The 13,291-nt window shown below is 53.3% G+C and carries 11 protein-coding genes and 1 pseudogene; 3 read left to right on the top strand and 9 right to left on the bottom strand.

Annotated features, from left to right (window positions below; translation table 11 throughout):
• Window positions 1-2: 2 nt before the first annotated feature.
• The 6 genes and pseudogenes from WMO29_RS05055 to WMO29_RS05080 form a co-directional block, all read right to left on the bottom strand.
• A pseudogene (locus tag WMO29_RS05055) lies at window positions 3-635 on the bottom strand (ATP-binding protein); the annotation flags it as partial.
• A 42-nt stretch (window positions 636-677) separates the two neighbouring features.
• Window positions 678-2,570: an anaerobic carbon-monoxide dehydrogenase catalytic subunit gene (gene cooS, locus WMO29_RS05060; RefSeq protein WP_349164034.1), complete on the bottom strand. Its 1,893-nt coding sequence runs from the start codon at window positions 2,568-2,570 to the stop codon at window positions 678-680.
• 37 nt (window positions 2,571-2,607) lie between these two features.
• Window positions 2,608-3,381: an ATP-binding protein gene (locus WMO29_RS05065; RefSeq protein WP_158361981.1), complete on the bottom strand. Its 774-nt coding sequence runs from the start codon at window positions 3,379-3,381 to the stop codon at window positions 2,608-2,610.
• A 218-nt stretch (window positions 3,382-3,599) separates the two neighbouring features.
• Window positions 3,600-4,535 (bottom strand): methylenetetrahydrofolate reductase, encoded by a 936-nt coding sequence (locus tag WMO29_RS05070; RefSeq protein ID WP_178038151.1) that lies wholly within the window; start codon window positions 4,533-4,535, stop codon window positions 3,600-3,602.
• 119 nt (window positions 4,536-4,654) lie between these two features.
• A complete protein-coding gene (locus tag WMO29_RS05075) occupies window positions 4,655-4,849 on the bottom strand; it encodes a CooT family nickel-binding protein (RefSeq protein WP_349164035.1) in 195 nt (64 codons plus the stop codon).
• A 25-nt stretch (window positions 4,850-4,874) separates the two neighbouring features.
• The gene (locus WMO29_RS05080; protein WP_349164036.1) at window positions 4,875-5,198 is read right to left on the bottom strand and encodes a DUF8180 domain-containing protein; all 324 of its coding nucleotides are present in this window, start codon (window positions 5,196-5,198) and stop codon (window positions 4,875-4,877) included.
• Between the two features lie 241 nt (window positions 5,199-5,439).
• Between WMO29_RS05080 and aroE the strand changes: the two genes are divergently transcribed.
• From aroE to WMO29_RS05095, 3 genes are all read left to right on the top strand, one after another.
• Window positions 5,440-6,315, top strand: a complete 876-nt coding sequence (gene aroE, locus WMO29_RS05085) for a shikimate dehydrogenase (RefSeq protein ID WP_349164038.1) — start codon at window positions 5,440-5,442, stop codon at window positions 6,313-6,315.
• A 199-nt stretch (window positions 6,316-6,514) separates the two neighbouring features.
• Window positions 6,515-7,699, top strand: a complete 1,185-nt coding sequence (locus WMO29_RS05090; RefSeq protein ID WP_349164039.1) for an aminotransferase class V-fold PLP-dependent enzyme — start codon at window positions 6,515-6,517, stop codon at window positions 7,697-7,699.
• Window positions 7,700-7,763: 64 nt separating this feature from the next.
• Complete coding sequence (locus WMO29_RS05095; protein ID WP_349164040.1) at window positions 7,764-9,710, top strand: NAD(P)/FAD-dependent oxidoreductase; 1,947 nt, start codon at window positions 7,764-7,766, stop codon at window positions 9,708-9,710.
• Window positions 9,711-9,811: 101 nt separating this feature from the next.
• On the opposite strand, the gene WMO29_RS05100 is transcribed toward WMO29_RS05095, so the two are convergent.
• The 3 genes from WMO29_RS05100 to WMO29_RS05110 are packed head-to-tail and all read right to left on the bottom strand — an operon-like array spanning window position 9,812 to window position 13,267.
• Window positions 9,812-10,567, bottom strand: coding sequence for a TraX family protein (locus WMO29_RS05100; RefSeq protein ID WP_349164042.1), 756 nt, complete (start codon window positions 10,565-10,567; stop codon window positions 9,812-9,814).
• Window positions 10,560-11,228 (bottom strand): LbetaH domain-containing protein, encoded by a 669-nt coding sequence (locus tag WMO29_RS05105; RefSeq protein WP_178038158.1) that lies wholly within the window; start codon window positions 11,226-11,228, stop codon window positions 10,560-10,562. Before WMO29_RS05105 ends, WMO29_RS05100 begins: the two co-directional genes overlap by 8 nt.
• Entirely contained in the window at window positions 11,225-13,267 is a 2,043-nt protein-coding gene (locus WMO29_RS05110; protein ID WP_349164044.1) for a DNA topoisomerase, read from the bottom strand. Before WMO29_RS05110 ends, WMO29_RS05105 begins: the two co-directional genes overlap by 4 nt.
• Between the last annotated feature and the right edge of the window lie 24 nt (window positions 13,268-13,291).

The raw sequence follows: 13,291 nt of genomic DNA on the forward strand, positions 1-13,291 counted from the left end.
TCCTCTGCCGGGATCTTCGAGCGGATGAACTCCTCATCCTCTGCCCCGCGGACTTTGTTGGCTACTACGCGAACGGTCTGAATTCCCAGGTCGTGGGCCAGCCGTTTTACATTCTTATAGGTCTGAATGCTTCTCGCTCCGGGCTCGATGACTACCACAAACTGCTCCATACCTTCGCAGGTACCGCGGCCCAGATGCTCCAGGCCTGCTTCCATGTCCATGATAACCACGTCCTTGCTCCGAAGACTTAAGTAGCTCAAGATCCGCTTCAGCATCACATGCTCGGGGCAGACACAGCCGCCCCCTCCGGTCTCTACAGTGCCCAGCGTCAGGAGCTTGACTCCGTTATAGGTCTTGCTGTAGGTATCCGGGATATCATCCACCTTGGGATTCAGCGTGTACATGGCATTTCCGGGGCCTGCCCCTGTCCGTTCCTCGATGAGCTTTCTCATCTTGGAAATCGGAACAATCGAGTCCAGAACCTCCTCCGGAAAACCGAGCGCCAGACCTAAATTCGCGTCCGGATCCACATCGGCTGCCAGAACTGTACATCCCTCCTCCGCATATAATCTTGCAAGGGTGGCTGCAAAGGTCGTCTTTCCGACTCCGCCCTTTCCGGTAATTGCAATTTTCACGTTCTATTCCCTCCGGTTCTTTCTTTACTCTTTTTATCCGGATTAGATTCCCAGTGCGGTTCTCTTCTCCTCGATACGGTCGATCATCTTGTCAACCAGCTTCTCGATGTCTGTCTCGACAGTATAAGCGGCTTCAACCCAGTCACGAACGCCCTCAGTCAGCCACTGGCCCATCTCGGAAGAACCGGCTACATACGGGTCAACGCCCAGGAAGGTATCGATACCGGTTGCTACTACGTAGTTACCGATGGAAACAGCCTTCTCAGACATCCACTCCGGAGCGCAGCCTACAACCGGAAGCTGAGAAATATTCAGTCCGGAATCCTTGGCCAGCTCTGCTACCAGAACCATCATACGGCTGATATCTACACAGGAGCCCATGTGAAGTACCGGCGGGATGTCTGCCAGCTCACATACTCTCTTCAGACCTGCGCCGCAGAGATCCTTTGCTGCCTTATCCATCAGACCAGCCTTTGCTGCTGCCTGTGCGGAACATCCGGATGCTACCACTACGATATCGTTGGCAATCAGCTTCTTCATCAGCTCGATATGAGCGTAGTCCGGGCGAATCTTCGGGTTGTTACAGCCTACCATAGCGACTGCACCACGGATAACACCGGAGGTGATACACTCGATAAGCGGCTTGGTGGTACCTGTTACGTCTACCTGAGAGTTGGTTACGCCATCCAGTGTCTTAACCAGAGCCTCAAAGGAGTATCCAACAGTTGCTTTCTGCTTCATATCCGGAATGTATACCAGATCCGGCTTACGGTTCTTGAAGTTCTCACATGCAGTCATAACAATCTGCTTAGCCTTCTCTGCAGCGGTTCCTACATCAAAGCGGATGTAATCGGAATCCGGCATCTGCGCGATGGGAGAAGTGGTGATGAACTTGGTATGGAAGCACTTGCTCAGGGGTCCGAGTGCCGGGAAGATACACTGAACGTCTACAACGATAGCCTCACATGCGCCTGTCAGAACTACGTTCTCCTGCTGCAGGAAGTTACCTGCCATGGGAACGCCGCGGCGCATAGCTACCTCGTTGGAGGTACAGCAGACACCGGATACCGTGATTCCCTTCGCGCCCATGCTCTTTGCGTACGCGATCATCTCCGGATCGTCTGCGTACTCACAGACCATCTCAGAAAGTGACGGATCATGTCCGTGTACTACGATGTTTACATTGTCAGCGTTCATAACGCCCAGGTTTGCCTCGGTATCAAGGGGCTTCGGAGTTCCGAACAGTACGTCGGAGAACTCGGTTCCGCACATGGATCCGCCCCAGCCGTCAGCCAGACCTGCTCTTAAGGACTGACGAACCAGTGCCTCCGGAAGAGAAGAACATCCCATATGAGCCATATGTAAGGAGGTTGCTACCTCACGGTCAATTGCTCTCGGCTCGATCTCAGCATCATGCCACAGCTTCTGGGTATGCTCCGGAGCTCTCTTAAGCCATCTCTGTACACCGAAGGGCTTACCATACTCCATCAGAGCTGTCTCTGCCATCTCGTGAGCCAGATCGTAGATATCCTTACCCTCGGTCTCTACGCCCCACTCCTTTGCGATACGGATCAGTTTCTCCGGATCCTTAACCTTGTAAGCTCCGTCCGGCTTAGCTTCATACAGTGTGTGGCAGATCTCACGGCCATGGTCAGAGTGTGTAGCTGCTCCGCCTGCTGTGAATTTCAGATAGTTACGGCCTACGATACCATGTACGTCACATCCGCAGATACCTCTCGGTGCCTTCGGCGTAATACGGCACGGTCCCATAGCACAGATTCGGCAGCAGACACCCTGCTCACCAAACTTACAGTGCGGTGTCTGGTTCTTCACACGAAGCTGCCAGGCATCAGCACCTACCTTTGCTCCTGTCTCCAGAAGTCTGGCTGTTGCGGCTTCCATTTCCTCCACCGTTGTCAACTTTAAATCTCCCATTATAAACCTCCTACCTTTTTTTATTTTCATAAATTTATTATGAAAGATCCAACTGGTCAATAATACTGTACAGCGCCTTGCGGACCGGAGAATCCTCCGGAAGCTTTACTGTGGGCACGCCGTCACAGTCATACTCAAACACCTGCTCGTCCTGAGGAACGACGCCCAGCAGATGAAGGCCCTGTTTTTCGATCTCTTCTTTCGTTCCCGCATTCAGCACTCCACCCGGAGCGCGATTGATAATCAGTCCTACGGACTTGGGCTTCAGTCCACATTCCGGAATCAGCTTCGCGATACGTCCTACCGCCTGCACGCCTCTGCGTGAGCAGTCGCTGACCAGAATAATGGTATCTACCGACGGAAGAATTCCGCGGCTGATGTGCTCCATTCCCGCTTCATTGTCTACTACTATATATTTGTAATTCTTGGCATATCTTGCAATCTGGGTCGTCAGGAGCCCGTTGACGAAGCAATAGCATCCCTTTCCCTGTGTGTGACCCATCACCAGTAAATCATAATCATCCTGCTCGGAAAGCGCTTCTCCAAATTTCAGCTCCGCGTAATCCTGCTTGGACATTCCCTTCGGAATCGGGTTGGAACCCGCTGTCTCTGCCTTTGCAATCTCCTCACGAATCTCGCCCAGGGTCGGAGCAGCCTCCACGCCCAGCACCTCGTTCAGATTGGAATTGGCATCTGCATCTACAGCCAGAACAGGTCCCTGCTTCTTCTGGCACAGGTATTCAATTAAAAGTCCTGTAAGTGTAGTTTTTCCCACGCCGCCTTTTCCGGCTACGGCAATTGTATGTGGCATATCTTTGTTCTCTCCTGCCTTTTACCGCGGGCAGGTTTGTGCCCCGCCCGCAATTTTTAATAATCAATTTTAAGCTACTTTTCACATTCACTGTCCCGCGAGGTGTTTTGGCATGCATATGCCAAAATCCCGAGTTCCTCATGCGCGAAATTACGCAGTATGCGTAATTTCTGTGCACCACTCACTCATCTGGTTACTGTGAACGAAGTGAACGGTAACTAGATGAGTGTCTTCAGACCTGCGCGGTCGATGATTTCGGATACATCTTTCCACTTGTTCAGAGCGTACAGATGGATACCGTTTACACCCAGAGAACGATAGGTATCGATCTGCTTGATGGTGTACTCGATTCCTGCCTCGCGGAATCTCTTAATCTTATCATCATAGAACATATCGAACGGCTTGCCCTCAGCGTCCTTAGCTGCGAACGGGTTCGGGAACAGCCAGTTCTGGGAAATGATCTTGCACAGCTCGTGATCCATTACACAGCCGTTACGGGACAGTGCCATATTGATGGTAGCTGCCTGATCCAGAATCGGCATAACTCCTACGTCTACCGGCATGGTAACACCGGCGGAGTAGATAGCGTCCAGCCAGTACTTGAACTGCTCCATATCCCAGCAAAGCTGAGTCATGATGTAGTCAGCGCCGTTGTCCTGCTTCTGCTTCAGAACCGCGATATCGGACTCCAGGCTTCTGCATGCGATGTGTCCTTCCGGGGAACCTGCTACAGCGATCTCAAACTTATCGCCAAACTCGTCGCGAATGAACTTTACAAGGTCTGTAGCGTACTGGAAATCACCACAGGTAGTGGTCTCGCCCAGCGGAATATCTCCACGGAGAGCCAGAACATGATCTACGCCCTCATTCAGGTACTGCTGCAGCTGATCCTTCATGCCTTCCTTGGTGTTCTTGATTACGGTAAAGTGGGTAACCGGTGTAGTGCCAGCGTTCTTAATCATCTGACATACCTCGCGGTTTGCTCCTACGTTTCCGCCGCCTGCGCCGTATGTACAGGAAATGTAATCCGGCTGATACTTGCACAGATGCTCGATCGTGCCCGGAAGATTCTCCATACCCTTCTCAGTCTTCGGCGGGAAAACCTCGAAAGACAGCGCCATGCGCTCGTTCATGATGTCTGTTAACTTTGTCATTTCAACCAACCTCCATTTTTTCTATATATCAACAATATTGATATCCCATCCAGGCCCGCACGCACGGCTGCCTCCGTACAGCGTGCCCCCGCTTTTCATAAGCGGACAATAGCCCGTCTTTATACAGACGGGCAGTTTAACTTCACTACGGAGCCAGTCAGATCTACAAAGGAAATTGCTCCTTCTACAACCACCTCGGCGCCCATGATATCAATCAGACGCACCGAATCGCCTTCTACGTAAATCTTGCTGACATTCTTCAGCACGACCTCTTCCGTGTCTTTCATCGTCTTATATACAGTTGCCAAACACATAATGATGCCTCCTTGTAAACTGTCGTTACTGTACTAAGGAAAGCGCCAGGCTCAGATACAGATTGCCCTTATCGAAATTTTCGATGGCTTTCTCAATCTGTACCGCCACATCTTCCTTTCCTGTCTCGCGGAACTTCTTCGCCACCTCAGCCAGCTCCGCAGCATGGTGCTTGTTGTGATCCAGCATATAGGAAAGCAGCGCTTCCTGCTCGCTTCCCGGCTTGTGATCGCCGCAGCCACATCCGCAGCCCTCATGGCTGTGATCGTGTGTATGCTCATGACAGTGCTCGTGATCATGCTCATGCTCATGTCCGTGGCAATGTCCGTGTTCTCCGTCTACCATATGCATGGTTGTCTCCTCCTTTTACTCTATCTTTTAAATTGTGTTAATTTCCTGACAATCTTAGTACAATTATACCCTGACAGGGGGATTTTATCAAGTCGAATTTGGCCGAATAAAGGCTTTAAATTGTATTTCTTTGCATACATTCCAGCCCTGTCAAATTGCAATTGACTTTTCCCTGTTTTTTTTGTACCCTTAGTAAAAGTGTACACGATAACCCCGATAACTTCAAGCAAAAGGTGTAAAAATGGACAAAAAATTTGAGATAACTGGCACTACGAAACTTACCTGTCTGCTGGGAAATCCCGTTTCCCACAGCATATCCCCCGCTATGCACAACGCTTCTTTCCAAAAATTGGATCTGGACTATACTTATCTGGCTTTTTCCGTAGATGAAACGCATTTCGAACGGGCCGTGGACGGACTTATCACCCTGGGGGCCGCCGGCTGGAACTGCACCATGCCCCTGAAGCGGCTTATGTACGAGCGGGTGGATACCCTCTCCGACTCTGCCCTCTTAAGCGGCGCAGTCAACACCGTAGTAAACCGGGACGGGCAGCTCTTTGGCGATAATACGGACGGCTACGGCTTTCTGCAGTCCATGCGGGACGCAGGCTTCTCCTGTGAGGGAAAACACGCGGTCCTGCTTGGCAGCGGCGGAGCGGCGGCAGCCATTCTGGCTCAGGCGGCCCTGGACGGCGCTGCTGCCATCGACGTCTTCGCCCGTAGCGCCTCCGCGTCCACCAGGCTAATCGCCGAGGAAATCCAGCGGATCCATGCCCGCTGCGACTGCCGGATCCGTCTCTTTGATCTGGCGGACAGCACTTCGCTCAGGCACTGTCTGGACGAGGCCGACGTACTCATCAACGCCTCCTCCGTAGGCATGGCTCCCCACACAGACGCTTCCCTGATCCCGGATCCCGCCTTCTTCCATCCGGGTCTGGTGGTGGGCGACGTCATCTACAACCCCCGGGAAACCCTGCTCCTGCGCACCGCAAAGGAAGCAGGCTGCCACACCTTCAACGGTATGTACATGCTGCTCCATCAGGGCGCTAAGGCTTTTGAACGTTGGACCGGCCGGGAGATGCCTGTGGAATATATCCGGGAGCTCTATTTCCGGTAGATGCATCCCCTGCCCTGAATTCCGATCCGATATCTTGTAAATTCATCGGTTCCTGCTTTCTTTCAGAAAGATTTCGTGTTATAATAAAAAAAGCTGCAGTTTTGCCGGCGGCAGATCCGCAGCTTCCCTTTTATCGCAAAAGCACTGTTACGTTAATACACAAAAGTGTAATTATTTTCAAATCTGGAGATGAACCGTTATGATTTACCTTGACAATGGCGCCACCACCTTTCCAAAGCCGGAATGTGTCTGGGACGCCGTAGACCATTTTAACCGGACAGCAGCTGTCAACGCGGGCCGGGGCGCGTATCAGGCTGCCCGGGACGCCACCGCCATGATTCGGGAGGTCCGTGAGCAGCTGATCAGTCTCTGCGACGCCAGGGAGCAGGCCCAGGTTATCCTGACCCCTTCTGTCACCATTGCCCTGAACCAGATTATCCAGGGACAGAAATGGACGCCAGAATCGGTGGCCTACGTATCCCCTTACGAACACAACGCGGTACTTCGCCCCTTAAAGCTTCTGGAAAAGCGCGTCGGTATCCGGGTTCTGGAGCTGCCCCTCGCCGCAGATCTTTCCATCGACCTGGAGGCCACGAAAGAAATGTTCCGGCAGACCCCACCGGATTTTGTCAGCGTCTCCGCCGTCAGCAATGTGACCGGTTACATCCTGCCGGCCCGGGAAATCTTTCTGATGGCTAAAGAATATGGCGCTTTCACTCTGCTGGACGCGGCTCAGGCCATGGGACTTCTAAAGCTGTGCTTCTCTTTCCTCCGGGCGGACGCCATCACCTTTGCCGGACATAAGACGCTTTACGCGCCCTTTGGCATAGGTGGCTTTCTGTTAAAGAACGGGATCGATCTGGAAGAGCTTCTGGCCGGCGGCAACGGCATGAAATCCTTAAGCGAGGACATGCCCCGCTATATGCCCGAGAAAATGGAGTGCGGCAGCATGGACACTCCCGCCATCGCAGGCCTTCACGCCTCTTTAAAATGGCTGAAAACAGTCCGCCCGAAGAAAACCGAGGACGAGCTTATGGAATATCTTATTCCTAAGCTTCGGGAGATTCCCGGCCTGCACCTCTACTGTGCGCCGGATCCCAGTCTTCAGGCAGGTGTCATTTCCCTGAACCTGGACGGCTTCCGGGCCAATGAAGTAGGCGCAATTCTCGACAAAGAATGGGATATCGCAGTCCGGGCCGGCCACCACTGCGCTGCGCGAATTCATAAGCACCTGAAGGATAAGGAATTCGACGGCACCGTCCGGGTAAGCATAAGCGCATTCACCACGAAGGATGAGTTGGACACGCTGGTGAAGGGCTTAGAGAGTATTGACCGGGACATGTTAAAGGGAATTTCTTCCAGCGTTCTTCGGGGCAATTGCTGATTTATCAGATACCTATATGCACAAAAAGCGTGCGCAGATCAAAGAAAAGAAAGGAACATACACTATGAGCTATGACAAGTTATTTGAAAAAGGACGTATCGGAACCCTGGTTCTGAAAAACCGCGGCATCATGATGCCCATGGCCACGGATCTGGCCGACAAGAACGGCATCGTTACCCCCAGACAGATCTGCTACTATCAGGAGCGGGCCAAAGGCGGTATCGGCATGATTATCAATGAATATACCGGTGTGGACGACGTGGACAGCATTCCGTCCATCCACAACCTGCGTATCGCCCGGGATTACCATATCTCTGAAATGGAAAAGCTGACCGACGCGGTTCATCTCTATGGCTGTAAGATTGCGGCGCAGATTCACCACGGCGGCGCTACCTCCAACCCGAACTTCACCGGACGCCAGAATCTGGCTCCCAGCGCCGTTCCCATTGCGGACGGACGCCCGGTTCCGAAGGAAATGACACTGGAGGATATCAAGCGTGTCGAACAGAAGTTTATCGACGCTGCAGTCCGCTGCCAGAAAGCAGGCTACGACGCCGTAGAGCTTCACGGCGCCCACGGCTATCTGATCGCCCAGTTTTTCAGTAAATATTATAACCGCAGAACCGACGCATACGGCGGAAGCGTCGAAAACCGCTGCCGCTTCATCGCGGAAATCATCGCGGGCATCCGCGCCAAGCTTGGCTCCCGTTTCCCGATCATTGTCCGCATGTGCGGCGACGAGATGACCCCTGTAGATGGCTTCCTGACTCTGGAAGATGGTCTTGAGATTGCCAAATATCTGGAAAGCTGCGGTATCGACGCCATCAATATCAGTAACGGAAGCGCCCGCAACGGCGACGCCAACTGCGAGCCCTTCTCCTATCAGTCCGGCTGGAAAAAGCACGTGGCGAAGGCTTATAAGGAAGCCCTTCACATCCCGGTTATCGCTACGAACACCATCAAGGATCCGGATTTCGCAGAATCTCTTCTGGAGGAAGGCGTCTGTGATTTCGTGGGTCTGGGCCGTTCCCAGCTGGCAGATCCGGATTTCATGAACAAGGCCAAGACTGATCATGCAGATGAAATTCGTAAATGCATCGGCTGCCTCTACTGCCGTGAACGTGTACTGGGTCAGGGACTTCCCATTCGCTGCGCCATCAACGCGCGTACCGCCAGAGAGGATGTCTTCTCCCATATCCGCAGGGACGGCGCAGGCAAGACGGCTGTCGTCGTAGGCGGCGGTCCCGCCGGTATGGAGGCTGCACGGGTGCTGGCACTGCGTCAGTTCCATGTGGTCCTCTTTGAAAAGGAGACAAAACTGGGCGGTACTCTGAACGTGGCCGACAAGCCTGCTTTTAAAGATAAGCTGACCCGCCTTTCCGAAACCATGGAGACCCAGATCCGCCACCTGGGCGTAGAAGTCCGTCTCGGCACCGCCGCTACTCCGGAGCTGGTAAGCGCCCTGAACCCGGTGGGCATCGTAGTTGCCTGCGGCGCGGAGCCTGTGATTCCGCCCCTGCCGGGCATGCAGCAGAATCATGTCTGCACCGCGGAAGATGTCCTGACCGGCAAAGCGAATCCGACCGGACAGGTGGCCGTCATCGGTTCCGGTCTGACCGGGCTTGAGACCTCTGAGATGCTTTTGAGCCGTGGTCTCTCCGTCTCCATCATCGAGATGGCTCCGGATATGGGGCCGGGTATCTTTGGCGCCATCCGAAATGATGAGCTCAGCCGCATTCTGCCTCACAACCCGGGCGTCTACACCGGCCACAAGCTCCTCTCCATCGAGGAAAAGACCGTAACCCTGGAAAAGACTGACGACCATAGCACGGTGGTTCTGCCCGCCGACTCCGTAGTCCTGGCCCTGGGTGTGCGCCCGCGCTCCGCTCTGGCTGAAAGCTTCGAGTCCTGCTGCCCGCAGGTGCATATCGTCGGCGACGCCCGCAAGGGTGGCCGCATCGCTACAGCGGTACGGGAGGGCTTTGAAGCTGCTTATGTCTTTGAGGCATAATTTTCAAATGCATTTCCTATTTTTATAAGGAAAGCCTGTCGTAAAATGTATCACTCACATTTTACGACAGGCTTTTCTCTCAAATATGCTCTTGTAGAATGTCAGATTTTTCCAATCACGTATGGCAGGACAAAATTTCCAAGCCCCCACAGCGCCAGCAGATGCACCGGATAAAACCAGTAGAAGAAATATTTGGGCTGATGGCCGCGTTTTCCATTGTAGAGAAGCAGGGCCAGGAAGCCGGGCAGGGCGTAGAGTTCTATCCGACCGCCCACTGCCAGCAGAACATAGGAGACGGCCAGCGCCGCTATTCTGTTTTCCCTCAAAAGGTACATTACCGTAATGACCAACACGCCGGTGGCGCCATAGTCAGTATTGCAAACTTCTGCCAGAATTGCCGCCGCGCCCAAGGCCGCCACGCCGCGCCATTCCCGGCCTGCGCTTTTCCGGAAGATCTGGATGGCCAAAAGGCCCAGCGCCAGGGTACAGAAAACATTCTGATGTGCCCACCATGGGAAATGATTTCGAAGCGCCAGATCAAAGGGGAGCTCCGACACCAGCGCAAAAACCAGCAGCCGACGGGCATATTTTCCAATATCATGGGTATGAACCGCACCCTCCACCAGCAGGAAGCAGAAAATCGGGAAGGCTGAACGGCCAATATAGCGCAGGATACGATCGATGCTCCACCAGAATTCCATATGTTCGATCATCCCGGCCAGCGATGAATTTCCATAGCCATTCAGGACAAAAATCTCCAGGATGCTCGCGCCCACATGGTCTGCGAGCATCAGCAAAATGGCAAGCCATTTCAGAGTACTCCCTGAAAACGGCCTGCCAGTCTCTCTCTTATTCATGCTTTTCGGCAACCTCACCCTGCTTCTTATAGATGGAGTTTGCCGGTACGACGCCGCGCACGGAAGACAGCGGATAAATGTTGGTATGCGGACCGATGACAGTTCCCGGATTCAGGACAGAGCCACAGCCCACCTCTACCTCATCGCCAAGCATGGCGCCGAATTTCTTGATACCGGTTTCGATATCTCCCTCCGGAGTGTGAACCTTTACCAGCTTCTTATCGGATTTTACGTTCGAAGTGATGGAGCCTGCGCCCATATGGGACTTATAGCCCAGGATCGAATCACCCACATAATTGTAATGAGGTACCTGCACCTTATTAAACAGAATCACATTCTTAAGCTCTGTGGAATTGCCGACAACTGCTCCCTCTCCCACCAGGGCGTTTCCGCGAATAAACGCGCAGTGGCGCACTTCCGTATCCTTGCCAATGATGCAGGGACCGGTGATGGACGCAGTGGGCGCCACCTTTGCAGAGCGGGCAATCCAGATGTTCTCTCCGCGTTTCTCATACTCTTCCTCGCTGAGTGTCGCGCCCAGCTCCAGAATAAAATCGTGAATCTTAGGCAGGGCCTCCCAGGGGTAGGTGACACTCTCAAGAAGGGGTGCAGCCAGGGTTTCACTTAAGGTATACAGTTCTTTTACTTCCAATGCTTTCATTTCTTCTTCGTCTCCTTTTTCTCACTTTTCTGGGTTTTATAAAAACGGGCGGACGCGTCAAAGCAGGGGCGTAGGGCCCTGCGGTAATCGGCGGCAAGCACCGCCTGCGTCTTATCCGTAATGTACTTTTCCAGCTTCTGCATGTAATAGTCTTCGGTAATGGTTCCTTCGGCCATCTGGGTCAGTCCCTTCTCCCAGCTGGCCGTCAGTTCCGGATTCAAAAGTCCGTAGATGGAAGCCCGCACCACGTCGAAAATCATTTCCCCCAGAAGGGTCGGCGTGATAATCTGGGTCTTTTTATTCAGGGCAATGTACTTATTATTGACTAACTTTTTCAGGATCTCGGCCCGGGTAGCGCTGGTGCCGATGCCGCTGCCCTTGATTTGTGCCCGCAGCTCCTCGTCCTCAATAAGCTGACCGGCGTTTTCCATGGCCAGAATCATGGATCCGGAGTTATACCGCTTGGGCGGCGACGTCTCGCCCTCTTTGATGTGGAAACCGCTGACTTCCACCGAATCACCCTTTTTCAGATGCTTCAGGAGCTCCAGGAATTCCGCGTCCACACGCACATCCTCGGTCTCCTCATTTTCCGCGTCCGCCTTCTTCTTTGCAGCATCCGCTGTGCCCTGGGGCAGCACCTTCAGATACCCTTCGTTCAACAGCACCTTGAAGCCGGAGAAGAACCGCTCGCCCCGCACCTCGGTTACTAACTGCACCTTCTGGTATTCCGCCGCCGGATAAAAGATGGCCAGGAAACGCCGGGCAATTACCTCATAGATCTGCTCGGATACCGGATTCAGACTTCGAAGCGCTGAGAGCCCCTGCCCCGTCGGCACAATAGCGTAGTGGTCTGTAATCTGCTTATCGTTGACATAGCGGGTCTTGGCGATGCCTTTCCAGGCCGTACCATTCAGAACCTCATGTGCATACTCCGACAGCTTTCCGTAAGAACGTAAGCCCCCGATATTTTTATAAATCTCCTTCGCCACGGCGCCGGACAGCACACGGGCGTCCGTTCGGGGATACGTCACCAGCTTTTTCTCATAGAGCTCCTGCACCACCCGCAGAGTTTCGTCGGGACTCAGCTTAAAACGCCGGGAGCATTCATTCTGGAGCTCTGCCAGATTAAATAAAAGCGGCGGATTTTTCTTTTCCTTTTTCCGCTCCATGGACGTAAGCACTGCCCGCACCGGCTTTTCTTCTTCCAGAAAATGAATCAGGCTCTCCGCGTCCTCCTTCTTCTTATATCCGTTTTCCTTATATAACTTATGCGGCTCGCAGTAAGTGGAGCCCGATACAGCCCGCCATTCCCCCTCAAAGCTGCGGCCATGGAGTCCGAAATCTCCCAATACCCGATAAAAAGGCGTCTTTACAAACTCCCGGATCTCCCGCTCTCTGCGCACCACCATGCCCAGCACACAGGTCATCACGCGACCCACGGAAATAACCGTATAGCGGGTATTCAGATAGTTGGAAATGGTGTCGCCGTATTTGAGGCTTAAAAGGCGGGAAAAATTGATACCCATCAGGTAATCCTCTTTGGCGCGCAGGTAAGCGGCGCTGGCCAGATTGTCGTATTCCGACAGTTCCTTTGCCTCGCGGATACCGCGTAAGATCTCTTCCTCTGTCTGGGAATCAATCCAGACCCTGCGGCGCTTTTTTCCTTTGACGCCGGCCATCTGCTCCACCAGACGGTAGATATATTCTCCCTCCCGCCCCGAGTCGGTGCAGACGTAGATGGTCTCCACGTCCGGCCGGTTCAGAAGGCCGCTTACAATGGTATACTGCTTTTTCACCGAAGGAATGACCTCATACTTGAATTCCTTCGGCAGAAACGGCAACGTGCTGAGACTCCATTTTTTCAGGCGCTCGTCGTAGACCTCCGGGTAGCTCATGGTCACCAGATGACCGACACACCAGGTCACGATAGCGTCCTCACCCTCCAGATAGCCGTCCCTTCTGGCAGTCTGAAGCCCCAGCGCCCTGGCAAATTCCTGGGCCACACTGGGCTTCTCTGCGATATATAGTGATTTTGACATAAGTTCTCGCTTTCTATGTAATGT

Source organism: Laedolimicola intestinihominis (assembly GCF_040096155.1).
GTDB lineage: Bacteria > Bacillota > Clostridia > Lachnospirales > Lachnospiraceae > Laedolimicola > Laedolimicola intestinihominis.

Bases quoted from the DNA above. Each gene is read 5' to 3' on its own strand.
- cooS (WP_349164034.1), bottom strand. From the start codon at position 2,570: ATGGGAGATTTAAAGTTGACAACGGTGGAGGAAATGGAAGCCGCAACA.
- WMO29_RS05065 (WP_158361981.1), bottom strand. From the start codon at position 3,381: ATGCCACATACAATTGCCGTAGCCGGAAAAGGCGGCGTGGGAAAAACT.
- WMO29_RS05070 (WP_178038151.1), bottom strand. From the start codon at position 4,535: ATGACAAAGTTAACAGACATCATGAACGAGCGCATGGCGCTGTCTTTC.
- WMO29_RS05075 (WP_349164035.1), bottom strand. From the start codon at position 4,849: ATGTGTTTGGCAACTGTATATAAGACGATGAAAGACACGGAAGAGGTC.
- WMO29_RS05080 (WP_349164036.1), bottom strand. From the start codon at position 5,198: ATGCATATGGTAGACGGAGAACACGGACATTGCCACGGACATGAGCAT.
- aroE (WP_349164038.1), top strand. From the start codon at position 5,440: ATGGACAAAAAATTTGAGATAACTGGCACTACGAAACTTACCTGTCTG.
- WMO29_RS05090 (WP_349164039.1), top strand. From the start codon at position 6,515: ATGATTTACCTTGACAATGGCGCCACCACCTTTCCAAAGCCGGAATGT.
- WMO29_RS05095 (WP_349164040.1), top strand. From the start codon at position 7,764: ATGAGCTATGACAAGTTATTTGAAAAAGGACGTATCGGAACCCTGGTT.
- WMO29_RS05100 (WP_349164042.1), bottom strand. From the start codon at position 10,567: ATGAATAAGAGAGAGACTGGCAGGCCGTTTTCAGGGAGTACTCTGAAA.
- WMO29_RS05105 (WP_178038158.1), bottom strand. From the start codon at position 11,228: ATGAAAGCATTGGAAGTAAAAGAACTGTATACCTTAAGTGAAACCCTG.
- WMO29_RS05110 (WP_349164044.1), bottom strand. From the start codon at position 13,267: ATGTCAAAATCACTATATATCGCAGAGAAGCCCAGTGTGGCCCAGGAA.